This is a genomic window from Algorimicrobium algoritergicola (assembly GCF_008086165.1).
Taxonomy (GTDB): domain Bacteria; phylum Bacteroidota; class Bacteroidia; order Flavobacteriales; family Flavobacteriaceae; genus Algorimicrobium; species Algorimicrobium algoritergicola.
Genome location: NZ_VSKL01000003.1, coordinates 73,077 through 98,495 on the forward strand (window position 1 = coordinate 73,077; position 25,419 = coordinate 98,495).

26 protein-coding genes are annotated in these 25,419 nt (G+C 32.5%); 14 read left to right on the top strand and 12 right to left on the bottom strand.

The genetic code is table 11. From position 1 onward, the window contains the following. Positions 1 to 28: 28 nt before the first annotated feature. Entirely contained in the window at positions 29 to 3,061 is a 3,033-nt protein-coding gene (locus ES675_RS09430; protein WP_066251035.1) for a tetratricopeptide repeat protein, read from the bottom strand. Positions 3,062 to 3,309: 248 nt separating this feature from the next. On the opposite strand from ES675_RS09430, the gene ES675_RS09435 reads away from it, so the two are divergent. The 3 genes from ES675_RS09435 to ES675_RS09445 all read left to right on the top strand — a co-directional run bounded on the left by ES675_RS09435 (position 3,310) and on the right by ES675_RS09445 (position 6,055). Then, a complete protein-coding gene (locus ES675_RS09435; protein WP_066251030.1) occupies positions 3,310 to 3,990 on the top strand; it encodes a cell division ATP-binding protein FtsE in 681 nt (226 codons plus the stop codon). Between the two features lie 165 nt (positions 3,991 to 4,155). After that, positions 4,156 to 5,040 (top strand): glycosyltransferase family 2 protein, encoded by an 885-nt coding sequence (locus ES675_RS09440; RefSeq protein ID WP_066251028.1) that lies wholly within the window; start codon positions 4,156 to 4,158, stop codon positions 5,038 to 5,040. Between the two features lie 46 nt (positions 5,041 to 5,086). Beyond that, positions 5,087 to 6,055 (top strand): glycosyltransferase family 2 protein, encoded by a 969-nt coding sequence (locus tag ES675_RS09445; RefSeq protein WP_066251025.1) that lies wholly within the window; start codon positions 5,087 to 5,089, stop codon positions 6,053 to 6,055. Here ES675_RS09445 and ES675_RS09450 read toward each other — a convergent pair. Then, positions 6,038 to 6,448 (bottom strand): sugar 3,4-ketoisomerase, encoded by a 411-nt coding sequence (locus tag ES675_RS09450; RefSeq protein WP_066251022.1) that lies wholly within the window; start codon positions 6,446 to 6,448, stop codon positions 6,038 to 6,040. The genes ES675_RS09445 and ES675_RS09450 overlap by 18 nt on opposite strands. Continuing rightward, complete coding sequence (locus tag ES675_RS09455) at positions 6,429 to 7,520, bottom strand: glycosyltransferase (RefSeq protein WP_170244083.1); 1,092 nt, start codon at positions 7,518 to 7,520, stop codon at positions 6,429 to 6,431. Before ES675_RS09455 ends, ES675_RS09450 begins: the two co-directional genes overlap by 20 nt. Before the next feature lie 57 nt (positions 7,521 to 7,577). Here ES675_RS09455 and ES675_RS09460 point away from each other — a divergent pair, with 57 nt between their 5' ends. Continuing rightward, on the top strand, positions 7,578 to 8,747 hold the full coding sequence (locus tag ES675_RS09460; RefSeq protein WP_066251014.1) for a glycosyltransferase: 1,170 nt from the start codon (positions 7,578 to 7,580) through the stop codon (positions 8,745 to 8,747). On the opposite strand, the gene ES675_RS09465 is transcribed toward ES675_RS09460, so the two are convergent. The 7 genes from ES675_RS09465 to typA all read right to left on the bottom strand — a co-directional run bounded on the left by ES675_RS09465 (position 8,710) and on the right by typA (position 17,357). Then, entirely contained in the window at positions 8,710 to 9,540 is an 831-nt protein-coding gene (locus ES675_RS09465; RefSeq protein WP_066251012.1) for a phytanoyl-CoA dioxygenase family protein, read from the bottom strand. The genes ES675_RS09460 and ES675_RS09465 overlap by 38 nt on opposite strands. A 4-nt stretch (positions 9,541 to 9,544) precedes the next feature. Further along, positions 9,545 to 10,795 carry an O-antigen translocase gene (locus ES675_RS09470; RefSeq protein WP_317041664.1) on the bottom strand — a complete coding sequence of 417 codons (1,251 nt, stop codon included), beginning with the start codon at positions 10,793 to 10,795 and terminating at the stop codon, positions 9,545 to 9,547. A gap of 69 nt (positions 10,796 to 10,864) precedes the next feature. Next, positions 10,865 to 11,965 carry a DegT/DnrJ/EryC1/StrS family aminotransferase gene (locus ES675_RS09475; RefSeq protein WP_066251002.1) on the bottom strand — a complete coding sequence of 367 codons (1,101 nt, stop codon included), beginning with the start codon at positions 11,963 to 11,965 and terminating at the stop codon, positions 10,865 to 10,867. Continuing rightward, the gene (locus tag ES675_RS09480) at positions 11,962 to 12,960 is read right to left on the bottom strand and encodes a GNAT family N-acetyltransferase (RefSeq protein ID WP_231931280.1); all 999 of its coding nucleotides are present in this window, start codon (positions 12,958 to 12,960) and stop codon (positions 11,962 to 11,964) included. The genes ES675_RS09475 and ES675_RS09480 overlap by 4 nt, the downstream gene beginning before the upstream one ends. Then, entirely contained in the window at positions 12,957 to 14,264 is a 1,308-nt protein-coding gene (locus ES675_RS09485; protein ID WP_066250996.1) for a glycosyltransferase family protein, read from the bottom strand. The genes ES675_RS09480 and ES675_RS09485 overlap by 4 nt, the downstream gene beginning before the upstream one ends. A 43-nt stretch (positions 14,265 to 14,307) precedes the next feature. Beyond that, a complete protein-coding gene (locus ES675_RS09490; RefSeq protein ID WP_066250991.1) occupies positions 14,308 to 15,240 on the bottom strand; it encodes a glycosyltransferase in 933 nt (310 codons plus the stop codon). A gap of 317 nt (positions 15,241 to 15,557) precedes the next feature. Further along, a complete protein-coding gene (gene typA / locus ES675_RS09495; RefSeq protein WP_066250990.1) occupies positions 15,558 to 17,357 on the bottom strand; it encodes a translational GTPase TypA in 1,800 nt (599 codons plus the stop codon). A 349-nt stretch (positions 17,358 to 17,706) separates the two neighbouring features. Between typA and ES675_RS09500 the strand changes: the two genes are divergently transcribed. From ES675_RS09500 to ES675_RS09515, 4 genes are all read left to right on the top strand, one after another. Next, positions 17,707 to 18,066: a hypothetical protein gene (locus tag ES675_RS09500; protein WP_066250988.1), complete on the top strand. Its 360-nt coding sequence runs from the start codon at positions 17,707 to 17,709 to the stop codon at positions 18,064 to 18,066. Positions 18,067 to 18,099: 33 nt separating this feature from the next. Further along, positions 18,100 to 18,918 (top strand): 3-deoxy-8-phosphooctulonate synthase, encoded by an 819-nt coding sequence (gene kdsA / locus ES675_RS09505; protein WP_066250983.1) that lies wholly within the window; start codon positions 18,100 to 18,102, stop codon positions 18,916 to 18,918. Between the two features lie 142 nt (positions 18,919 to 19,060). Beyond that, positions 19,061 to 19,900, top strand: a complete 840-nt coding sequence (locus ES675_RS09510; RefSeq protein ID WP_170244087.1) for a hypothetical protein — start codon at positions 19,061 to 19,063, stop codon at positions 19,898 to 19,900. Positions 19,901 to 19,902: 2 nt separating this feature from the next. Beyond that, positions 19,903 to 20,367: a GNAT family N-acetyltransferase gene (locus ES675_RS09515; protein WP_066250977.1), complete on the top strand. Its 465-nt coding sequence runs from the start codon at positions 19,903 to 19,905 to the stop codon at positions 20,365 to 20,367. On the opposite strand, the gene ES675_RS09520 is transcribed toward ES675_RS09515, so the two are convergent. Next, positions 20,368 to 20,730, bottom strand: coding sequence for a DUF1801 domain-containing protein (locus tag ES675_RS09520; protein ID WP_066250974.1), 363 nt, complete (start codon positions 20,728 to 20,730; stop codon positions 20,368 to 20,370). It lies immediately after the preceding gene. An 88-nt stretch (positions 20,731 to 20,818) separates the two neighbouring features. Between ES675_RS09520 and ES675_RS09525 the strand changes: the two genes are divergently transcribed. The 6 genes from ES675_RS09525 (at position 20,819) to ES675_RS09550 (ending at position 24,640) form a co-directional block, all read left to right on the top strand. After that, on the top strand, positions 20,819 to 21,442 hold the full coding sequence (locus ES675_RS09525; protein WP_066250970.1) for a hypothetical protein: 624 nt from the start codon (positions 20,819 to 20,821) through the stop codon (positions 21,440 to 21,442). A gap of 35 nt (positions 21,443 to 21,477) precedes the next feature. Continuing rightward, a complete protein-coding gene (locus ES675_RS09530) occupies positions 21,478 to 21,771 on the top strand; it encodes a winged helix-turn-helix domain-containing protein (protein WP_066250966.1) in 294 nt (97 codons plus the stop codon). A gap of 76 nt (positions 21,772 to 21,847) precedes the next feature. Next, the gene (gene creD, locus ES675_RS09535; protein ID WP_066250962.1) at positions 21,848 to 23,224 is read left to right on the top strand and encodes a cell envelope integrity protein CreD; all 1,377 of its coding nucleotides are present in this window, start codon (positions 21,848 to 21,850) and stop codon (positions 23,222 to 23,224) included. A gap of 73 nt (positions 23,225 to 23,297) precedes the next feature. Continuing rightward, complete coding sequence (locus ES675_RS09540; protein WP_148367410.1) at positions 23,298 to 23,591, top strand: hypothetical protein; 294 nt, start codon at positions 23,298 to 23,300, stop codon at positions 23,589 to 23,591. A gap of 12 nt (positions 23,592 to 23,603) precedes the next feature. Further along, the gene (locus ES675_RS09545) at positions 23,604 to 23,978 is read left to right on the top strand and encodes a ribosomal maturation YjgA family protein (protein WP_066250955.1); all 375 of its coding nucleotides are present in this window, start codon (positions 23,604 to 23,606) and stop codon (positions 23,976 to 23,978) included. Beyond that, on the top strand, positions 23,975 to 24,640 hold the full coding sequence (locus ES675_RS09550) for a DUF1361 domain-containing protein (protein ID WP_066250953.1): 666 nt from the start codon (positions 23,975 to 23,977) through the stop codon (positions 24,638 to 24,640). The genes ES675_RS09545 and ES675_RS09550 overlap by 4 nt, the downstream gene beginning before the upstream one ends. Here ES675_RS09550 and ES675_RS09555 read toward each other — a convergent pair. Further along, a complete protein-coding gene (locus ES675_RS09555) occupies positions 24,637 to 25,419 on the bottom strand; it encodes an SDR family NAD(P)-dependent oxidoreductase (protein ID WP_066250950.1) in 783 nt (260 codons plus the stop codon). The genes ES675_RS09550 and ES675_RS09555 overlap by 4 nt on opposite strands.

The window sequence follows — 25,419 nt, forward strand, 5'->3', positions numbered from 1 at the left end:
GCTGTTTTGTCATAATAATTATATCCAATTAGTTTCCTGCTGGATCTCGTTCTTGTACGGATGCGTTTGTTTTTGCTTGCTCTGATTTAATTTTGGTAAGTTCATTTTGAGCTTCTGTGACCACATCATCATAATCCTTGAAATTTTCAATAACGCTTTCTAAAATATAGGTAGCTTGAAAGGCATCATTTAAGGCATAATAATTTTTAGCCATAAGCACCAAACCTTTGGCACTATACTTTTTATAACCTGAAAAATCCTTGGCTAATTTTTGAACTGTAACATTAGACGCTTCATGATTTCCTGCTTTATTTTCAAAATAAGCTTTGAAATAAAATGCTTCAGCTGCTGTTTCTCCCGATGCCGTTTTTTCAACTTCGGCATAAGCAGTTTTAGCACGTGTTTCATCGTTCGTTTTCATAGCGGAACGTGCAATAATAACATAAGCATCACTGGTAATTCTATTATCAATTTTTGATTGCTGCAATACCTTTTCAGCATAAGCAACAGCTTCATTATATTTATTTAACTGATAATTAGCTTTCATTAAATTGGATTGCGCATACACGACATTCTGTGGAAAACGCGCTTCGGTTTCCAAACGTTTTAGCACGGGAATGGCAGCTGACCAATCTTTAGAGTCTAAATGAATTTGTGATATCCGCGATAAAGCTTCCTCTGTAAACTCACTTGGTGTTGCACTAATAACCGCTTGGTAATGTGGCGCCGCATTTTCTTTTAAATCGGTTTTAAAGTATAACTGTGCAACATAAAAATGCGCTTTCAAATTATGAAGTCCCTTTGGAAACTGATTTAAATACCCATTAAATTGCTTAATGGCATCGTCCGTTTTGTTATCTAAATATTTCTTTTCGGCAGACTCGTACGTGGCATTATCTAAATCGGCATCAGAAACAGATACATAATCTAACGTTTGTACCCAAGCTGCATATTCATTTACACGACCTAAATCAATATAAATTAATCGAACTGTTGAAACCGCTTGATTGGCTTCAGCTGTATTCGGATAATTGGTAGCTACAGTTTTAAATTTATCGAGTGCTTCGTTATTTCTACTGGCATTATAATGCACCAAACCTTGACGTAATAAGGCTTTAGGCACGAAGGTGCTTCTCGGGTTTTCACGTGCCAAACGATCATACATTTTCATGGCTTCCACCGTTTGGTTGGCTTTGATGTAGGAATTACCAAGCTCGTACATGGCATCATCCCGAAGCGTAGAGTTTGGATATTTCTGAATAAATTCTTCTAAACCACCTATTTTCTGAGAAGATTTACCTTCATAACCTTCACTTAATGTTTTTTGGAAAAAGGCATAATCGGCATCCACCTTATTCATTTTTACAGCTTTATCATAGGCTACAATAGCAGCACTGTAATTACTAGACACAAAATGCGCATCACCCAAACGTAAATACGTATCGTTTAAACGCACGGGATCTAAATCAGTGCCTTGAAGAAACTTATTGAAAAACTCGCTGGATTTCGTGTAGTTCTTTTGCTTGAAATACGTATAAGCTATGTTATAATCACTGTTTTTATATTCTGGAGTTGTCGTTGCCGTATTGGATTGTTGAAATTGTTTGAATCCAATTAAAGCATCATCATAATTTGTTAAATTATAGTCGGTTTCTGCTTTCCAAAAGGTAGCACGAGTTGTGTATGTTTCGTTGATAGCTTCTTTAATGGATTTATTAAAAAGTGCTTTTGCTTCTTGATAATTTCCTTCATTGTACAATTCCAATCCACGATAAAAAGTCACTTTCTGATAGGCTTCCTTACTGGCAAAACTGCGTTTCCCTTCTAATAACTTTAAAGCTTCTTGATAATTTTTAGAGGTGATATAAGAATCAATTAATAGCATTTCAATTTCCTCTTTATAGGTTGAATTTGGATAGGTTTCCAAATAGGTTGTTAACACCTGCGGAACGGATTGATACGGATTACCAATTTCGTAACTAATTTTGGCATAGTTTAACCAAGCATCTTCTTGAATCTTTAAATCGAAATCCATTTGTGATGCATTTCGAAACGCATTTAAAGCCTCCTGCTTTTTATTCAACTTAATATAGCTTTCACCTAAATGGTAATAGGCATTTTGTGCCACACTATTATTACCATCAATAATTTTATTGAATTCTGAAATGGCTTTTTCAAAATCGCCTTGTTTGTAATGCGCATAACCCAATTGGTAATAATCGGTATTATTCCATTTACCATTTTTACCTTGATATTCGGTTAAATACGGAATAGCTTCCGCATATTTTTGTTGGTTGAAATAACTTTCGCCTATAATTTTGTTTAGCTCCGAAATTTCAACCCGATTACTTTTTGGCAATTGTGCTTTGGCGAGTTTAATAGCTTCGTCAAAATTCCCTAATTTAAAGTTTAAATCAGCTTGATAATAAGACAGCTTTTCTTTGTATTTTTCTTGATCGCTTACTTGATCAAAATAGGTGTTAGCTTCTTGATAATCATCGCTTTCATAAGCCATAAAACCAATGTAATATTTAGCTTGAGAGCCATATTCGGTAGAATTCTCAATACGCGATAAGTAGTTTCTAGCTGTTTTATAGTCTTTGGTTGCAAACGCAACATAGCCATTATTGAAACTAAATTTATCTCGCTCATTTCGGGATAAACTATTTTCGTCCACACGATCATACCATTTTTTAGCATGTGCATATTTTCCGTTCGTAAAATAATAGTCGGCCACATCTAAAAAAGCCGAATTTCGTTTGGTACTTGTTGGATGATTTTCAACAAAATCCTCAATAAGTTTGTCAGCATTTTGTTGGTTTAAACGAACAGCACAATTAGCCACGTAATAATCGCAATCAGCTATAATTTCATCGTTATCTGCCGTTTTTTTCAACTCCTTAAAAAGTGATTGTGCGGCTTGATATTGACTATTATTATATAAAGTCAGTGCTTTTTGATAATCAACCAAATGATTGGTGTACGCTTCTGATTGCTGTGCGTGACTGCTTAATAAAATTCCCAGTAAAAATATAAGCGAAAGAACCGTTTTTCTCAACATGAAACCATTTTTAAATTTAAAGATCAAAGATAATTTAATCTATATTTTATAACGTTAGAATTATGTTATAATTATAAACAGACTTATAAAAATGATAATTGTTACATACAATACATGTTTAATTAATTTCTGATGGATAAAACAAAAAAACTTGTGAAACAATTTATGATTTCTGCTTTCCCTTTTTGCCATTAATTGCTTACTTTGTCAAGCGTTATAAAACGCAATAATAATTATTTTAAAAATTCATGCAGCACGTACTTTATCTTAAGGATGCCTCTATATTTCAAGGCGACAGTTTGGTTTTATCTGATGTTAATGTTGAAATTAACAAAGGTGATTTTGTCTATTTAATTGGAAAAACGGGATCTGGAAAAAGTAGTTTTATGAAAACGCTTTATGGCGATTTAGAACTAACAAAAGGTGAAGGCAGCATTGTAGATTTTGATTTACGCAATTTAAAAGAGAAAGACATTCCGTTTTTACGCCGAAAATTAGGTGTCGTATTTCAAGATTTTAAATTATTAACGGATAGAACCATTAATGAAAACTTATTATTTGTTTTAAAAGCAACTGGCTGGAAAGACAAAAAAGACATGAATACACGTGTGGAAGAAGTCTTAGATAAGGTTGATATGAAAACCAAAGGCTTCAAATTCCCTCATGAATTATCGGGAGGTGAACAGCAACGTGTAGCTATAGCACGCGCTTTATTAAATAATCCAGAACTTATTTTAGCCGATGAGCCTACGGGAAATTTAGATCCACAAACTAGTGTGGAAGTTATGGAAGTACTACGCGATATTAATAAAAACGGCAACACCATTTTAATGGCAACACATGATTATGCGCTGCTACTAAAATACCCAAGTAAAACTTTAAAATGTGATGATAATCAGGTTTATGAAGTGGTACAACGTAAGGCTTAATTGACCTTCAAAATTCAAAAATTTTAGTAGTTACCAGTAAATTATAGATGGTCTCCATCTTTATATCATGTTATATAAAAAAAATAAAGTCATATTTACACTTATTGCAAATCATTGTAACCGCAATTAATTATGTAGATTTGACGCTTTGACTAAAATGCCCAAATGCTTTCTATTTTAATTCCAACATACAATTATAATGTATATCCACTAGCTAGTAAACTATTGGAAGACGCCCGTCGTTTAGGCATTCCATGTGAATTAATTTGTATGGATGATGGTTCTGATTCAGTTTTAAATACAGCCAATGAACAGATTAACACCTTACCCAATGGTACTTTTATCATTAGTAAAAAAAACAACGGTAGAACCCTTACGCGACAACTTCTAGCAAAACAAGCCAATAACGATTGGCTTTTATTTTTAGATGCTGATGTTATGCCGAAGAATGATACTTTTTTAAAAAAATATATGGATTTGATTAGTGACTCAAATCCCATTATTTTTGGAGGTATTGCGTATAATGAAAAAGATTACCAACTAGAAAACTCACTCCGCTTTAAATTTGGTAGTAAACGTGAAGTGGTAAGTGCTCAAAATCGAAATAAATTACCATATCGCGTGGTGTGTTCTGCAAACTTCCTAACCAAAAAAGCGATGTTTCTAGATATTAATGCGTTAAATTTAAATCATGCGTATGGTATGGATTACATATTTGGAATGACTTTGAAAACACAGTTAATTCCTGTAAAACATATTGACAATGAGGTTTATCATTTAGGTATTGACGAAAATCATAGCTTTATAGCTAAAACGAAACGAGGGCTTCAAACGTTACATTCTAGAAACAACGATATGATTATTTTGAACAATCAAATTAATCTTTTAAAATATTATAGATTATTAAAAAAGTTAAGACTTCATAATTGTTTTGGTCAATTTATGTTATATTTAGATAAACCTGTCATGTCAAATTTGGTCAACAGTAAAAACCCAAGTTTGTTTTTATTTGACTTATATAGGTTGGGGTATTTTTGTCGCCTTAAATAAGCATAAAATCACCTTGAGCCATTAATCTTTCAATTCTAAAATCAAATTGAATAATTTAACAACTTCTTCAAACCCACTTTTTTCAATTATAATTCCGCTTTATAATAAGGCGAATTTTGTAAAAAGCACCATTGATCAGGTTTTAAATCAGCATTTTCAAAATTTTGAAATAATTGTGATTAATGACGGTTCAACAGATGCCAGTTTAGAAGTTGTTCAAAATATTAAAAACGACAAAATTTCTATTTTCACAACTAAAAACCAAGGTGTATCAGCTGCCCGGAATTTTGGTGTTTCTAAAGCAAGAACCGATTATATGGTGTTTTTAGATGCCGATGATTCCTGGCTCCCAAATCATTTAGAAAACTTAAAAAACTTATTAGATGGGTTTCCAGACTGTGGGTTATACTGTACTGGTTATGCTAAAAAAATAAAATCGCATGTGTACCCAGCGTCTTTTAATAAGGTTCCAGATGACGTAAATTGGCGTGGAATTATACCCGATTATTTTGAGTCTAGCATAACGAATGCCATAGCATGGACTTCTGCCAGCATGGTTCCTAAAAGTGTGTTGCTAGAATTAAATGGTTTTGATGAACGCATTACGTTTGGAGCTGGTGAAGACACAGATTTATGGATCCGCATTGCATTAAGGTATCCCGTAGCTTTTAATAATGACGTTACAGCCATACATAATCTTCATGCAGAAAATAGAATTTCTAATACAAAAACAGATTTACGAAACTTTATAGATTTAGATAAGTATGACAGTTTCACCAAAAACCAACCTACTTTAAAAACGTATTTAGATATAAATAGATTTTCAATTGGAATTAAATACCGATTAAATGGACAGCATGTTTTGGCAGAATCCTACTTCCAAAAGATTGATCCTTATAGCTTGAATAGCAAACAGCGTATGTTAATAAAGAAGAATCAACAAACCTTGATTGTTTTAAAATACCTTCAAAAAAATTTAAGAAAATGGCGTATTAACCTATCGCCTTTTAAATAGTTCAAACGCTTCATAATCGCGAATATAATCGCTTTCATCATAATCTTCTGAAGCTAAAACCAAACAGACAGATCCTGAAGAAAAATTATCTATTTCACGCCAAATTCCCGGAACAATTAGCAAGCCTTTATCCGGTTTATTTAGGGTAATTTTTCGTTCATTTTCACCATCTTTTAGGTGTACTTCAAAACTACCACTTAACGCAACAAGCATTTGATATAGTTTTTTATGAGCATGACCACCACGATACGAATCGCTTGGCACATCATATAAATAATAGACTCTTTTTATATTGAATGGAATACAGTCTTTTTCAATTACGGCAAGTTTTCCACGTGTATCACTAACCGTTGGAACTTCAACAATTGAAACGTTATTTATGGTTGTTTTCATCTAAATTTTCAATTAATTTTTTCCAATCTTCACTAATATTTTCTAAAGATAACTTTTCGACACTCAATTTAGCATTTGATTTGCATTGCTGGTAGAGTGCCTCATCAAATATAAAACTATTCATGGCTTCTGCCAGAGCATTCGCATTATAATTTTCGACTAGCAAGCCATTGTGTTTGTTCTGAATAATTTCATCAGGACCTGATTGGCAATCTACAGAAATAACTGGTGTTTCTAAAGATAAGGATTCCGGTAATACCAACGGAAACCCTTCATAACGACTGCTTAGAACCGTAAACTTTGCATGTTTAGCATATACATAAGGATTATCGGTTTGCGGTTTAAACACGACATCTTTCTCTACTTTAAGCGTTTTTACAAAATCAGTTAACATGGTTTTATCTGAACCGCTTCCTAAAATTAAAAGTTTATAATTATGCTGTACTAATGCCGATTTCTTATAGGCTTCAATAAGCAACTTCAGATTTTTAGAATCATCATCTAATCGGCCATAAAATAAAATATAATCGGTTTCTAAAAGCGGATCATTATTTGGTTCTGACGCTCGTTTCTCAATGTTCTGAAAGTCAAATGCATTATGAATAAATTCAATAAATTTTAAGTTATATTTCTTTTTAAAATGAGTTGCAATGGCTTCAGAAACACCAATCATAACTTCATTTTTATACAAATAGTTACTTAACCAATCCTGTTTTGGAAACATGATATTCTTTTCAAACGAATGAATAACATAAACCGTTGGTGCTTTATAAATGAATTTGGAAATAATAAATTCCCGATACGATTGTACACGCGAACGATGATCTATAATAACATCAAAATTCTGTGTTTTTAAATACCTTTTAAACTTAAAAAGTCTTGAAATCCGGTTAAATGATGATTGCTTATCAGATTTGTAAAGCCCTAAATTAAATAAGGTTCCTGAATACGTATAAAACACGTCCGGAAAAATGGTAACAATATGCACATCATAACCTAGCCTATATAGCAAGTGAGACTGCAAAGCTGCCGCATGTTCCGCTCCACCTTTTCCAAGGGATGATACTACCAAACAAATCTTTTTATTGTTACTTTGCAAGAATTAGTTTTTAGAAATCAAATATAGTAAATGAAAATCTTATTATTAGGAGAATACAACTCTTCGCACTATACTTTAAAAGAAGGTTTGGAAAAACTGGGCCATGAGGTATTGGTAGTTGGACATGGTGATGGTTTCAAAAAAAGAAAAGTAGACATAAAATACACCTTAAAATACACTGAAGGTTTTTTTGGTAAGCTTAAATCTGTATTGTTTAGATTATTTGGTTTTGATATAACATCCATGGATGTAAAAAGGCAGTTTGATACTTTTAAAGACCAATTAATAGGTTTTGATGTTGTTCAATTAATAAATGAAGCGGCTTTTAATACGACACCTAAAGTAGAAAAACGTTTATTAAAGTTCATTTTTAAAAATAACAAAAATGTTTTTTTAATGTCCTGTGGCACCGACTATGTGAGCGTAAAATATGCTTTTGAAAAAAAATTCAAATACTCGATATTGACGCCATATTTTGAGAATAAAGGCTCTAAAAAAGATTTCTGGCATGCGCTCATGCACCTAACAAAACCTTATGTAGACTTGCATGAATACGTATATGAAAACATAAAAGGTGCACTGGCTAGCGATTTGGATTACCACATTCCTTTATTAGGAAATAAAAAATATTTGGGCATGATGCCTAACCCTATAAATTTAGAAAAATTAGATTATATCGATTTAAAAGTAACCGATAAAATTGTCATTTTTCATGGTATCAATCAAAAGAATTATTACAAAAAAGGCAATGATATTTTTGAAGCTGCTTTGGAAATTTTAAAGAAAAACCATGCCGATAAAATTGATATTATAACAGTAAGGAGCTTGCCTTATGAAGCGTATATAAAAGCTTTTGATACGGCACATATTTTATTAGATCAAGTATTTGCTTATGACCAAGGTTTTAATGCGTTGGAAGCTATGGCAAAAGGCAAAGTCGTATTTACAGGAGCAGAACAAGAATGGTTAGATTATTATAATATTGAAGAAGATACGATTGCCATTAATGCGGAACCTGATGCTGAAAAAATTGCTAGAAAATTAGAATGGTTGATATTACATCCTGAAAAAATTTCAGAAATCTCCAAAAACGCTAGAGCTTTTATTGAGAAAGAACATCATTATGTTGATGTTGCAAAACTGTATTTAGAAAAGTGGGAATCTAAATTCTCGGAAAACGCAACTCCAAAGAAACTCTAGTTATATCCTTATTATTATTTACGGCTGCACCATGAATTAAAAAAGGCGTAAAAATTAAGGCGTCTCCCGGTTTTGGGTTTGGTCTTGTCATTTTAATACTTCCGGTTTTGGTTTCCAATATACATGGCACATAATATATATTACCATTAATTTCGGCACCTTTACTCTCGGTTCTTAAAATGTTATTTTCTGGAATTAAATGGCTACCAGGAAAAACAGGCAAAGATGAGTTTTCATTGCAACCTTCAATTGGAATCCAAACGTTTATAATATCTTCCCAATAGCTTAAATAACCATCTCTGTGAGGTGGATTTATATCTAAAGAATTCGGTCTGCTTATCCTGATTTGGATATGCGATTTTTGGAGTTCTTCAACCCAAGAAGTTAATTTATAACCTAAAATAGCTCCAAAACGTTCTGCCAGCGCATCAATATTAAAGTCGAAATCTTCGTTTTCTAAATTTCTAGTGATGTTAATTACTTGGTTGTGACGTTCGTCTGTGTTAACTACTTCGTGGTATTTGGCTAGTGTAAAATTGTTCTCATCAAATGAAATATTATTTGCTTTAATAGCCTTAATTATATTTTGAGTTAAAGACTCTTTCAATCTTGAAAATTCATCATTAATAAAAGCTTCAACAACTTTATACCCGTCATGCTCCCAAGGCATTTTTGATAAAACACTATTTGTTTTATTATAGAGCAATTCTTCTTTTCCCCAGAAAAACGCACCCTTTACATTAAACTCATAAGTTTTATCATCAATATATATATGACAGGTTTTTGTATTCATAGGTTTAAGAATCTAATTCATCTTCATTTTCATCTTCAGAAATCACACCAAACAAAGATGAACTAAAAATAAGCAATATCAGTCCGTAATATAAAACATAGGATGCAAAATGTGCAATATTAGCACCTTTCACACCATAAATATCTATAAAGTAAATACTCATGAAATATAAAATGGCAACTGAAAAAGCTTCGGTTATAATATAATGCCAGAACATTTTTTTTGCTAAAAACTGATACGCAATCACAATGGAAAGTACTTTTACAAAATCGCCCAATAATTGCCACAAGAATAAATCGGCTACAGGTTCAAACTCTTCTGAAAACACGACTAAAACAATAATATTTCGCAGTAAATAAATCACTAGTAATCCACCTGCAAAAATTGGAATTATCGATTTATAGAAGTTAAAAACTTCAGCACGGAACTCTTTTTTATTATCAATTTCAGAAAATCTTGGTAAAATATAAAGTGTTAATAAAGAAGATACAAACATTAAGTAATATCGAGAAATCCGGTTCATAGCTTCCCAAAAACCAGCTTCTTTAAGTCCAACGGTATCAGTAATATAATTCCGAATGGCGATGGCTACAATTGGCAGTAAAAAGGCTGAAAAAATAGCCATTACTGAATATGAGCTCAATTTTTTTACATAGTCTAGACTTATATGTTTCACCTGAATTAATCCCGCTAAACTACGCCTGTTAGCAATACCAACCAATGTAATAAAGAACAATAAGGATTCTGAAATAACAACCGAAATTAAGGCGCCATCAATACGTTCTTTATAAATTAATAAGATGGTTATGGAAAGCCCAAAAATCTGCCCAATAATATTAATAACAATCAGTATTTTATACTTTGAAAAGCCATTCAAGATTCCAAAAATGAACATGTTTAAAGCATAAAATGGCAATGCAATTGCCATAATCCGGATAACATAAGCATAGTCATTATAATATGCAAAGACGTAATCATTGAGTTCGTCAGCAAAAAAATAGCAGAAAAAAGACACGATTACTGTTGCAATAAAACCGGAATAGAAAACCGTTGAAATCGTTTTACTGAGTTCCAAAGTATTCTCCTTGAATTCGGCAACATATTTTACCACACCATTATACAAGCCCAATATAGAAACTGCCTGAACAGAACTTAAAAAATTACGCAAATTTCCAATTAAAGCCATTCCTTCTGCTCCAACATATAACGCAATAGCCTTAGATGTTAAAAACCCAGAAATGATTTTAACTAACATTGAAACCGAGTTTAAAGAGGCAACCTTAAACAAGACATTACTATTAATATAGTTTAATAAACGTTTCAATTAGTAGGTGTTTAGGATGTTAATAATTTTTATCACATCAGATTCTAACAGTATTGGACTCATAGGAATACTAACTACATTGTTATGTATAGTTTCCGTAATTGGTAATTTTAAATGCGCATAGTTTTGTAGTGCTGTTTGTTTATGTGGTGGAATTGGGTAATGGATTAAGGTTTCCACATTATGCGTCTTCAAATGGTTTACAAACACAGTTCTATCTTCTACCTGAACCACAAAAACATGAAATACATGATTTTCCGAACCATCATAGAATGGCAGTTTAATTTTAGGGTTTTTAATACCTTTCAAATACTGATTTGCTACTTTGCGTCTTTCGTTATTATCAGCATCTAAATCTGGTAATTTAATATTTAAAAAAGCAGCTTGAAGGGCATCTAAGCGTTTATTATAACCAACACGTGTATTCACATATTTTTCTTCAGAACCATAATTTCGTAATTCAGAAATAACTTGTGCTAATCCCTTATTATTTGTTGTTACTGCTCCAGCATCTCCTAATGCACCCAAATTTTTTCCTGGATAAAAGCTAAACGCAGCTGCATCTGCCAAATTTCCTGCTCTTTTTCCGTTGGAATATTTTGCACCTTGCGCTTGAGCAGCATCTTCAATGACTAGTAATTTATGATTTTTAGCTAGTTGATTTACACCATCCATATTGGCCAATTGACCATATAAATGTACGACCAAAATAGCTTTTGTTTTTGATGATATGTGTTTTTCAATTTCAGAAGCATCAATGTTGTAAGTTTCTGAATCTGGCTCTACGAAAACAGGTTTTAAGTCGGCATGGATAACGGCTAAAACACTTGCTATAAACGTATTTGCAGGCACGATAACTTCATCACCAGATTTTAATTCACCTAAGGCGATGTAGGCTTTAAAAATTAAAATTAAAGCATCCAATCCATTACTGACACCTATGGTATATTTAGTACCACAATATTGCGAAAAACGCGTTTCAAAGGCATCAACTTCAGGACCAAGAATGTAGTTTCCGTTTTTTAAAAATTGTTGAAATTTTTCTTGAAATACTGCTTCATAACGTGCATTTATTGCTGGAAGATCTAGAAATTTTATCATAGCATCACGTTATTTAGTTTTACATGATTACACACGGGTACCGAATAAAAATCCTGGGTCATACTGCGCGCTCCAAAACCTTCTTTCCAATATAGTAATCCAGAATTCACCTGTTTACCTTGATTTTCATTAGAAATACCAAAGTCGAAAAATAGTTTATCCTTACATGCATTTTTCAAAAGAAAGTCATGTAAAAAATCCAAACTACCTAATTGATTTTTATCGGCATTTCCCGAAATATATTGCGAATGTGCTACGTGATCTGTTATAAAAATCGTGGTTCCTGCTACCAAATCATCATTTTTATAAACGTTGAATTGCTTAATATTATTAGGAAAACGCTCCTGTAATAATTTGATTTCTTCTAATGAATGAACCGGTTTCGCTTCATGCTTTTCTTCCAAATTCGGAATAAGAATAGTATTCCAAAATTCATCAAAAAGATTGTCGTTCTTAACAACTAATTGATTTTTAATGGCGCGTTTTACACCATCTTTACGGTCTTTTGAAAACGCTATTTCTTCAGACAGCTTCACAACCGAAAGCATATCACGCCTGATTAGTTTAGCTTCCATCAAAAACATGAGGTAATTAATTTCATCGTTTGGAATACTTGAATAAATAGCTGGCAATTGTTTAAGTTGCAATGTATCAAATCCTTCAGATTCAAAAAATAGAAGAAGACTTTTAAAAATTTCTAAAACTGCTTGGAATTTTAATTTGGCACTGTATACCAAACCACCATAGGTTAATCCTTGATGACTAAATACTATTTTTTCTACTTTATTAGCAGGAAAAACGGCAATTGGTTTATCCTTTTTAAATATAATAACAGACGCATCTTGAAAACGATCTTGATGATAGTCCATAAAATCCCGATGGAACAAGAATGTGCCATTTTTAGAATTATGAACCAATTTATTCCATTGGGAATAAAAAGACGGTTCATAAAACTGAACAGAATATGCGGAATTATTTAAATGGCTATCGGTCAAAATTTAAATTTATTTACAAGCGGTTTTAAGAACCACCAATCTCTTTCTTTAAAATACAACAGCACACTAATTATAATTAAAAATTCAAAAGGAAAACTGAATCTATTATTGGTACCATAGGTTAATAGTGCTTGAAGTATGGATGCTATAAATATAACCGACATTATTATAAAACCGATGTCTATTGTTCTATTTTTAATGGCTTTTATAATTAAAACTGGCACTAGAAGTAAAAAAACAAATCGGAATAGATATAAAATGGGTTCTTGAATATACCAAATACCACGAAATAGTTTATTGGCATATTTAAAATTGAAATCGTTATAATTCCAATAAAGCGTAGGGTTCCAGAAATCCCTCCAGGAATAAAAAACCACTTGATGCAAGTATTCCATGGGATTGTTAGCTATGGTAACTTTTGCATATGCAGTTAGTGCCTTGGATAGTTCTGAAAATTCCATGTTATATTTATCATAAGCGCCATCATCATAAGCATACCAAATGGACATGGCAATGTCTTTGTTTTCTATAATAGCTTCGTCACGATATGCTACATAGGGTTCTGAAAGCCATTTGAATTCATCAGGAGATTTTTCGGCAAAACGCACACAATTCTGGGAAATATAAACACCCATTAACGTGGTAGAAGAAAAATAACCGTGATGTTTTTCTATTACTGATGACCATCCTAAATACGCTAAAACAGGAAATACTAAAATGATGAATCGCGAAGCTAATAATTTAAAATTTTTAGGCTCCTTTAAAAACCAAAAACCATATAATAGAAAAGGAATATATAAATAAAATGGCTTGGTAAGCACTAAATAACCAAACAGTAAACCCAGTATCACGTGCATGGCAAACGTTTGCTTGTTCAGGGTTATTAAGTAAAAAGCAAGCGTTATTAATAACAGAATAAAGGACTCCATTAAAATTGCCGTTTCAAAAAAGTATATATGTATAAATGTTTGCAAAAACAGTGTAATATAGAGACTTTGCTTTTTAGAAAACCTTAAATTTTGTAATAGTAAATACCACAAAACAGCTGTAATAATACCAAATAGCCATTGATAAAAAACAGTAACATACAAATTACCAAAGGATAGCGCTAAAATTAATGCGTAACCTGGTGTTCGCGCACCATCATAACCAGAATAACTTAAAGCAGAAATATGTTCGGCTAAATCAATATAACCCGAACTATCCGGATAGATTGTAACATGCGTATAAAACACAAAAAAGATGAGCATACGCACCAGCAAACCAAACGCACTGATATAAATTATATTGGTATCCTTTATCATGTTTATAAAATAGCCTTATTATTTAAAAGTTACGGTTTCAAATTTACCAGTTTTCTACTATTTGGGAATCTGCATAATAGGCAACTTTCTTATTTCCGGTTTGTTTGCTCAAAATATTTAATTGAAGCGATCCTAAAACAAAAACACCTATGCTTATTAATAAGGAATTAAAAAGCGTTGCCATCAAGGTACTACTCCAACCAGGAACCGCAACATCAATCACATATTTTTTATAGAGAATAAAGCCTGTTAAAATAAGAATGCCAAAAATTAAAAACATACAAAGTTTTATAAATACAAAAAGCAAGCTTTGTGCATTTTCCACAAAGGAATTGACAGCGTGATAAAATAAGTTTTTGAAGCCCATTTTAGATTCGCCAGAAATTCGTTGATTCCTATCCCATTTAACTTGTGTTTTATAGCATTTCTGATTATCAAGAAAAGCCGCTAAATGCACAAAGGAATTTTCAGTAGTCGTGTTCACTAGCTTCGGACTCATCATACAGAAATTGCCGAAGTTTAAGCGTTTACCAATGACTACTTTAAATAAGCTTTGATACAATCGGTAAAAGAATTTAAAGCGCCAATTTTCATTGCGCTTGCCTCGGATTACCTGTACCAAATCCTTATCTGTATGTTTCAATAATTCTTGTATAGCTACAGGATCATCTTCACCATCTGCATCCATGATAATTACATTATCAAAATTTTTAGAATGTGCGTAGATGAGTCCTTGTTGAATAGCTTTTTGATGTCCCATATTGAATTTCAAAGCTAACAGCACAGTGTTTATAGTAGGTGACGCTATCTTTAAGTTTGCAATTCGTGCTTTAGTATCATCAAGTGAGCCATCGTCAATATAAATCAGCTCGAATAAAAAAGGAAGCTTTTCTAATTTCGAAACAAGCTGACTAGTAAGAATATCAATTCCTGAACTTTCATTATAACAAGGTAAAAGAATGGCTATTTTTTTCATTTTATACTAATAATATATGCTTTAGAATAGATTCCACAGGTTTAATTCTGAATTATTACATTTTCAGTCATCACAAAATAAACACGTTTAAAAAACAAGCACATACATACATTTGACGTAAATATAGTAAAAGTCTAAACTTTCTTAATCATTAAGTAATAAAGATTTAAAAGCATGAATAAACCATTGAATAAATTGATTAACCAACGCGTTCCGTCTTTTCAATATCACCTTTTTTCAATGAGATAAGAAAACAAAAAAAGAGGAATCGTTTTACGGATTCCTCTTAAGTATATAATTACATACTAGAATTTTGATTAGAAATTCTTATTACGTTTTCTTTCAACTTCTGTTAAGTAAATTTTACGTAAACGAATATGATGTGGTGTTACCTCAACATATTCATCTTTCTGAATATATTCTAAAGCTTCTTCTAAAGAGAATTTAATTGCCGGAACAATTTTCGCTTTATCATCAGCACCAGAACTACGAACGTTACTTAACTTTTTGGTTTTGGTTACGTTAATGGCCATATCGTCACCACGTGAGTTTTCACCAATTACTTGACCTTCATAAATATCTTCACCTGGATCAACGAAAAACTTACCACGATCTTGTAATTTATCAATAGAGTAAGGTATTGCTTGACCTCTTTCCATAGATACTAATGAACCATTTTGACGTTCTGGAATACCACCTTTTAACGGTTGGTATTCTTTAAAACGGTGCGCCATAATAGCTTCACCAGCTGTAGCTGTTAATAATTGGTTACGTAAACCAATAATACCACGTGATGGTACTAAAAACTGACAAACCATACGGTCACCTTTAGCTTCCATACTAGTCATTTCACCTTTACGCATGGTTACCATTTCAATAGCTTTACCTGAAACATGTTCTGGTAAATCAATTGTCATTTCTTCAATTGGCTCACATTTCACACCATCAATTACCTTGATAATTACTTGTGGTTGACCAATTTGAAGTTCATAACCTTCACGACGCATGGTTTCAATTAAAACCGATAAGTGTAATACACCACGACCGAAAACCATAAATTTATCAGCACTATCCGTATCTTCAACACGTAAGGCTAAATTCTTCTCCAATTCTTTATATAAACGATCTTTAATATGACGAGATGTTACAAATTTACCATCCTGACCAAAAAATGGCGAATCATTAATAGTAAATAACATACTCATTGTTGGCTCATCAATAGCAATTGTTTTTAAACCTTCTGGGTTTTCAGCATCTGCAACAGTATCACCAATTTCAAAACCTTCAAGGCCTACAATAGCACAAATATCACCTACTTGAACTTCTTCTACTTTTTTACGGCCTACACCTTCAAAAACATGTAATTCCTTAATTCTATTTTTTACAATACTTCCGTCTCTTTTTACTAACGAAATATTCTGACCAACTTTAAGTTCACCACGTGTTAAACGACCAATTGCAATTCGACCTGTGAAAGACGAAAAATCTAAAGATGTAATTAACATTTGTGTGTTTCCTACCGGAATTTTTGGCTCAGGAATATGCTCAATAACCATATCTAATAATGGCTCTATATTATCTGTTTCGTTTCTCCAGTCGTCACTCATCCAGTTATTTTTAGCTGAACCGTAAACGGTTGGAAAATCTAACTGCCACTCCTCTGCACCTAATTCGAACATTAAGTCGAATACTTTTTCATGCACCTCATCTGGTGTACAGTTTTCTTTATCTACTTTATTAATAACTACGCAAGGTTTTAAACCTAGATCGATAGCTTTCTGCAACACAAAACGCGTTTGTGGCATAGGACCTTCAAAAGCATCAACTAATAAGCAAACACCATCAGCCATGTTTAAAACACGTTCCACTTCACCACCAAAATCGGCGTGACCAGGTGTATCAATAATATTAATTTTCGTTCCTTTATAAATTACCGAAACGTTTTTAGATGTAATAGTAATTCCACGTTCACGTTCTAAATCATTATTATCTAATATTAAATCACCTGTATTTTCGTTTTCACGAAATAATTGACAGTGGTACATAATTTTATCCACCAAGGTCGTTTTACCGTGATCGACGTGAGCAATGATTGCAATGTTTTTTATTTGAGCCATATATGGTGCCTTATTTTAAGCGTGCAAAGGTACATTAAATTATTTTCTAATTTAACATCTGAACAAATAAATGTTAATCACCTCGTAATATTAGGGTTATGCAGGAATATTTGTAAGTTAATTTGGTATTTACACACAATAAATCCATGTAAAATCATGGTAAAAAAAACAATTTTTTACACCCACATAATTTAGTTAATAATTTGTTATATTCGATTTTTAATATACGAACTATTTGTATATTTCGTTGTATAAAAGTGATAGTAAATATAATTTTCACCTCGATTAATAGCAAAAAAGAGGCTTTATTTACTACAAAACATAAGTGTAAAACCTAATTTTTGTAGCCATGAAACCAATAAATGAGTATTATAAGTTTATTCCCTATTTATATTTTATTGCAGCCATAACCTATTGGTTTACGGATGTGAATAAAAATGAAGGCATATCTGCCTATCCTATTTTATTATTTGCTGTACCTTTTGTTTGGCAACTTTTTAAACCGAGCAAGCATCTTAATTTTACGCTAGGTATTATTTTTGTCTGCTTATCGTCCTATATGATATTAGCGTATTTATCAGATTTATTTAAAATTATTTCATTTTCAGAAACTGTTAAAAGCTTCATCATTGTAGGTGGTCTATTTGTTTTTACCAATTTTGCCATGTCCCTTTGGATGATAAGAAATAGCATTAAAAAAACTTTTTAAATGTGTATCTTTGCAGACTAAAATTCAGTCCAAATGATACTTAAAGACGTACCAAAATTAAAACATACAGATTCAGATAATTTTTTCCTGCTAGCAGGCCCATGCGCCATTGAAAGCGAAGAAATGGCTTTGCGTATTGCGGAAAGAATTCTGACCATTACAGACAAGCTAGAAATTCCATTTATATTTAAAGGAAGTTTTAAAAAAGCCAACCGCAGTCGTATTGACAGTTTTACGGGAATAGGTGATGAAAAAGCGCTTAAAATTCTTAAAAAAGTTTCTGAAACTTTTGATGTTCCTACTGTAACGGATATCCATGAAGTATCTGATGCTGCCATGGCTGCTGAATATGTGGATGTTTTACAAATTCCTGCTTTTTTAGTGCGTCAAACGGATTTAGTAGTTGCCGCTGCCCAAACAGGCAAAGTAGTAAACTTGAAAAAAGGACAATTTATGAGTCCGGAATCTATGAAACATGCCGTGCAGAAAGTTAAAGATTCTGGCAGCAATAAAGCATGGATTACCGATAGAGGTACTATGTTTGGCTACCAAGATATGATTGTTGACTTCCGTGGTATTCCAACCATGCGCGAATACGCACCAACTATTTTAGATGTTACGCACTCCCTACAACAACCTAATCAATCAGCGGGTGTTACTGGTGGACGTCCGGACATGATAGAAACAATTGCCAGAGCTGGTATTGTTAACCACGTTGACGGCTTATTTATTGAAACACATTTTGATCCAGCAAATGCCAAAAGTGATGGTGCTAATATGTTGCATTTGGATAATCTTGAAAAACTATTAACCAATTTAGTTGCGATTAGAAAAACGGTTCAAAGTTTATAAATTTCCTTACTTTTGCATGCTGAATAAAAGGCGCATTTTTATTTTTATTTTGATATGCTGTTAAGGAATTCATGGTACTTACGTCCAATACTTCACCTAACTAAATAATTGATTAAAACGAATGATAGTAAACCCAACTAAAATGCTATTTATAGTATTTTTTAGCATTTTAAATTGGAGTGCTTTTTCTCAAAAAGATTCAACTTCACTTTACACATCCCATAATAAGGGTAAAATATTTTTAAGCTGGGGCGGGAACAGAGATGCTTTTACCAAATCAGATATTACTTTTAAAGGCGATAATTATAATTTTACTTTAGAAGATGTAAAAGCTCATGATAAGCCGAAAGGATGGCATATAGATTATATTAATCCAACGCGACTTACCATACCGCAAACCAATTTGAAAGTAGGCTATTTTATAACCGATAATTATTACGCAGCTTTTGGTGTGGATCATATGAAATATGTTATGACTCAAAACCAATATGCTAATATTGATGGTTATATTAATTTGCCTGCAGGTGAACCTGGTGCTATTTATAATGGTGTATACCAAAATGAACAAATTCTAACCACGGAAGATTTCTTAACCTTTGAACACACAAACGGATTGAACTACGTGTATTTGGAATTTGGAAGGTTTGATGATTTATCATTTCTATTTGGCATTAAAAACACGGATATCTTTCAAATTAATATTACGGAAGGAATTGGTGCTGGTGTTCTTTATCCAAAAACAAACACCAAATTATTACAAAAAGACAGGTATGACGAGTTTCATGTGTCCGGTTATGGTGTATCTTTAAATGCTGGATTAAATTTAACCTTCTTTAAACATTTCTTTATTCAAGGTGACTTAAGAGGCGGTTTTATTAATATGCCAGATATTAGAACAACCAGTAATTCCAATGATAGCGCATCACAACATTTTATGTTTATACAAAGTGTTATTTCTTTTGGAGGTATTTTTAGAATATAATTATGATTGAAATTAGAGAAGCAGTAATAGACGATTTACCTGAAATAACAAGCCTTTTCAGGAATACCATTTTACATATTAATTCTAAGCATTATACTGAAAATCAAATAGCCGTTTGGGCATCTGGTGCAGATAATGAAAAGAAATGGACGGCTCGTATCACTAAAAACTATTTTATTGTTGCTGAAGAAAATGACACCATTGTTGGTTTTGCCTATTTAACGCAAGGCAATTATCTAGACGGATTGTTTGTTCATAAAGACTACCAACGTCAAGGAATTGGCGCCAAATTATTACGCGTTATTGAGTCGCAGGTAATGATGGCTGGTTTTAAAGAAATAAAATCGGATGTTAGCAAAACAGCGCTTCCATTCTTTGATGATTACTATTACGAAGTCGAAAAAAAACAGCTTAAACATTTAAAAGGTGAAGTTTTTGAAAACTATATCATTTATAGAACGTTGTAATCACCGCCAAAACGATTTGTCTTTGTGTTCATAAACTTCTTTTAATATATCCATCAAAACGTCATCATTGACACCTTCAAGGGTTTTATACCGAAGCGATTTAACTATTTTACGCTTTTCGGAAACTAAATACTGATCAAATTTTTTGGATATATAAGCCGAATGCCAAAAACCAACATCCACATAATCTTTACTTTGATTGATATAACAAATAGGCCGTTTCCCGATGTAATAACAAGGTAATTTCCATTTATATTTTAATTCAGCTGTTGGCAAGGTGCGTATTATGACAGCTTGAACATGCATCATAATCGACTTAAATGGTTCGGGCTTATTTAAAATATAGACGTCGGCTGGTTTCATATTTTTTTCTCTTCATTCAAATTTAACATAAATTTATTTGTAATTATTCGAAATTAAAAACTAACTTTGTATTTCAAAGTACTTTTATATGGAGTCAAAAGATTATTTAAAAGACATTACCGAAATTAAAAACCTGATGAATAAGTCGTCAAGGTTTATTTCATTAAGTGGTTTATCAGGCATTCTTGCTGGAATTTATGCGCTTATAGGTTCAGCAGTTGCCTATTGGATGGTTATGAAGTATAGTAATGGCACACTTATTTTAGATGGTTATATTTTTAAAATCGTGATGATCGATTTATTTTTAATCGCCTTTTTAAGCATAATAACCGGTATTTTCTTAACCACTAGAAAAGCCAAAAAACATGGTGAAAAAATTTGGGATGGGACTTCCAGACGATTAGTAATAAACTTTTTAATCCCTCTTATTGCAGGCGGTTTGTATATTCTGATAATTTTAGGGCAGCAAAAATATGGTCAAACAGGTGCTTTAATGCTTATTTTTTATGGATTAGCATTAATTAACGCTTCCAAATATAGTATTGGTGATATTCGCTATTTAGGTTTTATACAAATTATTTTAGGCCTAATTTGCGCCTTATTTCCTGGATACGGATTTTGGCTTTGGGTATTAGGTTTCGGGATTATGCATATTATTTATGGCACGTGGATGCATTTTAAATATGATAGAAATCCAACGCTGAATAATTAGAATAAAATTTGATTCGCGCGAAAGCGGGAAACATTATGAGCATTATAAACAACATAAATAAAGTATTTGATCATAGAATCCGGTTAGGCATCATGTCTGTTCTGATGGTGAATGAGTATGCCGATTTTAATATGCTGAAAGAACTTCTAGGAGCTACAGATGGCAATTTAGCAAGCCATACCAAAGCCTTGGAAAAAGCCGAATATATTTCAGTAGAAAAACAATTTATTGCTAGAAAACCAAATACGCGCTATGCCACAACTAAATTGGGTAGATCCGAATTTAAAAAGCATATTGAAGCCCTTGAAAAATTAATTAATAAAACCTAAAATTTTGAATACGCTCAATTAGAGCTATTTTTTTATCAATCCACTTTGTAATTCAAAGTACTTTAAACTCAAACACATGGAACATACAAACAAACCGCAACAGAACAAATTTGGAAACTGGATTAAAACATCCATAACAGCTAGAATGCTTATGGTAGGCTTCTTGGTAATTATTCTCCTAATTCCGTTAGCATTTATTAACGATTTAATTTCAGAACGTTCCAGAAGGCAACAAGACGTTGTTCATGAAATTAATGACAAATGGGGAAATAATGTATTGGTTTTCGGGCCTATTTTAAAACTGCCTTATAAAACCTATTCGGAAACAAAAACCTACAACGAAAAAACTAAAACCTATTTAACAGAAACCAAAACGGAAATTAACTACGCCTATATATTTCCCGAAAATTTACAAGCAGAAGCCGATGTGAATTCTAAAACACTAAAACGCGGAAACTTTGAATCGGCTGTTTATACAACCAATATGAATTTTAGTGGTCATTATATAAAACCGCAACTTCAACTTAAAGATATCAAAGACGCTGATATTGTTTGGAATAAAGCCAGCATCATTATAAAAACCTCCAATTTAAAAGGTATTAAAAATGAAGTGAATCTGAAGCTAAATGATAGCAGTTATAAATTTGAAACCAATTTTACCGATAACGCCAATCACTACTCTGGGAATTTAGACGAATTGGAATCCGGATTTTTAAAAGAGACGGATGTTCCAAAGGCCGAAGCTATTTCATTTAGTTTTAGCATAGCCTTTAATGGCAGTCAGGATCTTCAAATTATTCCTATTGGAAAAACAACCACTATGACTATGACATCCAATTGGGCAGATCCAAGTTTTATTGGCAATTTCCTACCTAATGATGAAACGAAGACCATTTCAAAAGACGGTTTTGAAGCGCAATGGAAAATACTTCATATTAATCGTGCTTTTTCACAACAGTATTTAAACCAGGTTCCAAATTTGAACCAATATGCATTTGGCACCAAATTTATGGTCATGGTAGATGAGTATCAAAAAAGTGAACGTTCTGCCAAGTATGGGTTTTTAGTAATTGGATTAACGTTTTTAGTATTCTTCTTAATTCAAACATTAAGCAAAATAAACATCCATCCGTTTCAATATTTAATGATTGGCTTGGCATTAACCATGTTCTACACATTATTAGTATCTATTTCAGAACACAGCAACTTTTTAAAAGCCTATTTAGTTGCAGGTATTTCGGTTATTGTACTGATTACTATCTATTCAAAATCCATATTAAAAACCCTGAAGTTCCCCTTATTTATTGGTTTATCCTTAACGGCTTTATACACGTTTATATATGTGATTATTCAATTAGAAAATTACGCGCTTTTAGTTGGCAGTATTGGGCTGTTTTTAATTTTAGCAAGCGTCATGTTTGTCTCCAGAAAAATAGATTGGAATAACGATTAAGTTTGGTTGATACTGCGAACCTCATTCGGCATATTCAATATAAAGAATGAGGTTTATTTTAAAACAAATAACAATGAAAGGATTACAAGACTTCGGAAAAATAACCGCTTTAATTAGCTTTGGAATAGGAACTGCCATTTTCGCACTCTATTTATATTTTGGCGAACCTAGTTTCCCCATTCTCTTTGGAGTCGTATTTATTATCGTTGCGTTCATTATAAATACATCCATCCTCATCGTATTAATTGGTTCTGCTATTTTAAACCCTAAAAACCGATTAGAATCTCTAAAAACTTGCGGCATTATGTTGTTGAATATTCCTGTCGTCATATTATATTTCTACATCATTTTTCCCTTCATATTCTAAATAATACGACTCATGAAACTACACTTCAATAGAATATATTTCTTAGGCTTCGTTATACTATTTATAATTGAAGGACTCATTGCTTACTTTTTAAAAACAGGCTTTATTCGTCATACCTTTGGCGATTTTCTCATCGTGATCCTACTCTACTGTTTTGCGAAAAGTTTTATAAATGCCAAACCAATCCCTGTCGCTTTGGCTGTGCTTTTGTTCGCATTTATTATTGAATTTTTACAACTAGGAAATCTTTTAGAACATTTAAACCAACAGGACAATACCTTCGCTATACTTATTTTAGGAAGCACCTTCCATGTATCAGATTTAATAGCTTATACCTTGGGAATAGTTACTGTTTTAATTTTTGAACTTAAACTGAAGACATTATGAATACTTTAAAAACACTAGTTCTAAAGCGCTTTAAAATCTTATCGCTACTCACGATTTCTATGGGATTTAGTGTGCTTTTATTACTGATACGAATGAAAATTACACATTCCTTCTTTTTCATTTTTTTAGTATGGAACCTGTTTTTAGCTGCAATTCCTTACGCTATCACCACATACTTGGTAAGTAAACCTAAACTATCCAAATTCACCCTATTAATGAGTGGCATAATTTGGCTGTTGTTTCTACCAAATGCACCTTATATAATTACAGATTTGTTGCATTTAAAAATTAGTTCGATTAGCTTATTATGGCTTGACGTATTAATAGTCACATCATTCGCTTATAATGGGTTAATTCTATTTTTTCTTTCCTTAATAGATATGCGGAAATTGCTTTTAAGCCATGTTAAGAAGTCCGTTGTAACATACGGTTTTCCCATTATATTTCTTTTAACAGGATTTGGAATTTATTTCGGGCGTTTTTTAAGATACAATTCATGGGAAGTACTTAATAAGCCGCTTCATCTTTTAGCTGATTGTGTAGAAATCTTACTACAACCAAATCATCATACTGAAGCTTGGTTATTCACCTTAACATTTGCCGCTTTTTTGGGAATAGGTTTTAAGATGTTTTCGGCATTTCAGAAGACAACTAACGGTTAACCCTCCCGATTTTTCTCCTGAATTTTTCGCACAATATTGGCTGCCATATTTCTAGGTATAAAGCGTGGTAACGTGCCTAAAATTTTATTAATGCCTCCAGGAATTGCCACGCATTTCCCTTTCATCATGCATTTGTAACCATAAGCAGCAACCGCTTGGGCACTCGCCATATTAAACCTGATTTTGTTTTCAGAACAATCATTAGCAACCACCTCCTGAAATGATGTTTTAGTTGGTCCTGGACACAAGGCCGTAACCGTTACACCAGTTCCTTTTAGTTCGTTAGAAATAGCTTCCGAAAAAGATAAAATGTAACCTTTAGTAGCATAATATAAGCACATTAATGGACCAGGCTGAAAGGCAGCTAATGAAGACACGTTTAATATTTTACCCGAACCTCTTTTTACCATCCCTCCAAGCACTAATTTGGTTAAATGTGTGGTGGTTAAAACATGTAAATTGAGCATTTGAGATTGGCGTTCCCAGTCCACTTCATGAAAAGCACCAAAACACCCAAATCCAGCATTATTAACTAAAGCGTCAATTTCTGTATCTCCTAATTCCATCATGATTTCTGAAGATATATTGATCTGACTTAAATCTTTAGCCATAATCTTCACATCAACAGAAAATGATTTTTCTATATCATGTTTTGCTTCCTCAAGCTTTTCAGAATTTATATCTACTAGTACCAGATTATAATCATCTTTGGCAAATAAAAGTGCCAATTCAAATCCTAAACCTGATGCGCCTCCTGTTATTAATGCTGTTTTATTCAT

Coding starts and splice junctions, on each gene's coding strand:
- ES675_RS09430 (WP_066251035.1), bottom strand. CDS start 3,061: ATGTTGAGAAAAACGGTTCTTTCGCTTATATTTTTACTGGGAATTTTA.
- ES675_RS09435 (WP_066251030.1), top strand. CDS start 3,310: ATGCAGCACGTACTTTATCTTAAGGATGCCTCTATATTTCAAGGCGAC.
- ES675_RS09440 (WP_066251028.1), top strand. CDS start 4,156: ATGCTTTCTATTTTAATTCCAACATACAATTATAATGTATATCCACTA.
- ES675_RS09450 (WP_066251022.1), bottom strand. CDS start 6,448: ATGAAAACAACCATAAATAACGTTTCAATTGTTGAAGTTCCAACGGTT.
- ES675_RS09460 (WP_066251014.1), top strand. CDS start 7,578: ATGAAAATCTTATTATTAGGAGAATACAACTCTTCGCACTATACTTTA.
- ES675_RS09465 (WP_066251012.1), bottom strand. CDS start 9,540: ATGAATACAAAAACCTGTCATATATATATTGATGATAAAACTTATGAG.
- ES675_RS09470 (WP_317041664.1), bottom strand. CDS start 10,795: ATGTTAGTTAAAATCATTTCTGGGTTTTTAACATCTAAGGCTATTGCG.
- ES675_RS09475 (WP_066251002.1), bottom strand. CDS start 11,965: ATGATAAAATTTCTAGATCTTCCAGCAATAAATGCACGTTATGAAGCA.
- ES675_RS09485 (WP_066250996.1), bottom strand. CDS start 14,264: ATGATAAAGGATACCAATATAATTTATATCAGTGCGTTTGGTTTGCTG.
- ES675_RS09490 (WP_066250991.1), bottom strand. CDS start 15,240: ATGAAAAAAATAGCCATTCTTTTACCTTGTTATAATGAAAGTTCAGGA.
- typA (WP_066250990.1), bottom strand. CDS start 17,357: ATGGCTCAAATAAAAAACATTGCAATCATTGCTCACGTCGATCACGGT.
- ES675_RS09500 (WP_066250988.1), top strand. CDS start 17,707: ATGAAACCAATAAATGAGTATTATAAGTTTATTCCCTATTTATATTTT.
- kdsA (WP_066250983.1), top strand. CDS start 18,100: ATGATACTTAAAGACGTACCAAAATTAAAACATACAGATTCAGATAAT.
- ES675_RS09510 (WP_170244087.1), top strand. CDS start 19,061: ATGCTATTTATAGTATTTTTTAGCATTTTAAATTGGAGTGCTTTTTCT.
- ES675_RS09515 (WP_066250977.1), top strand. CDS start 19,903: ATGATTGAAATTAGAGAAGCAGTAATAGACGATTTACCTGAAATAACA.
- ES675_RS09520 (WP_066250974.1), bottom strand. CDS start 20,730: ATGAAACCAGCCGACGTCTATATTTTAAATAAGCCCGAACCATTTAAG.
- ES675_RS09525 (WP_066250970.1), top strand. CDS start 20,819: ATGGAGTCAAAAGATTATTTAAAAGACATTACCGAAATTAAAAACCTG.
- ES675_RS09530 (WP_066250966.1), top strand. CDS start 21,478: ATGAGCATTATAAACAACATAAATAAAGTATTTGATCATAGAATCCGG.
- creD (WP_066250962.1), top strand. CDS start 21,848: ATGGAACATACAAACAAACCGCAACAGAACAAATTTGGAAACTGGATT.
- ES675_RS09540 (WP_148367410.1), top strand. CDS start 23,298: ATGAAAGGATTACAAGACTTCGGAAAAATAACCGCTTTAATTAGCTTT.
- ES675_RS09545 (WP_066250955.1), top strand. CDS start 23,604: ATGAAACTACACTTCAATAGAATATATTTCTTAGGCTTCGTTATACTA.
- ES675_RS09550 (WP_066250953.1), top strand. CDS start 23,975: ATGAATACTTTAAAAACACTAGTTCTAAAGCGCTTTAAAATCTTATCG.
- ES675_RS09555 (WP_066250950.1), bottom strand. CDS start 25,419: ATGAATAAAACAGCATTAATAACAGGAGGCGCATCAGGTTTAGGATTT.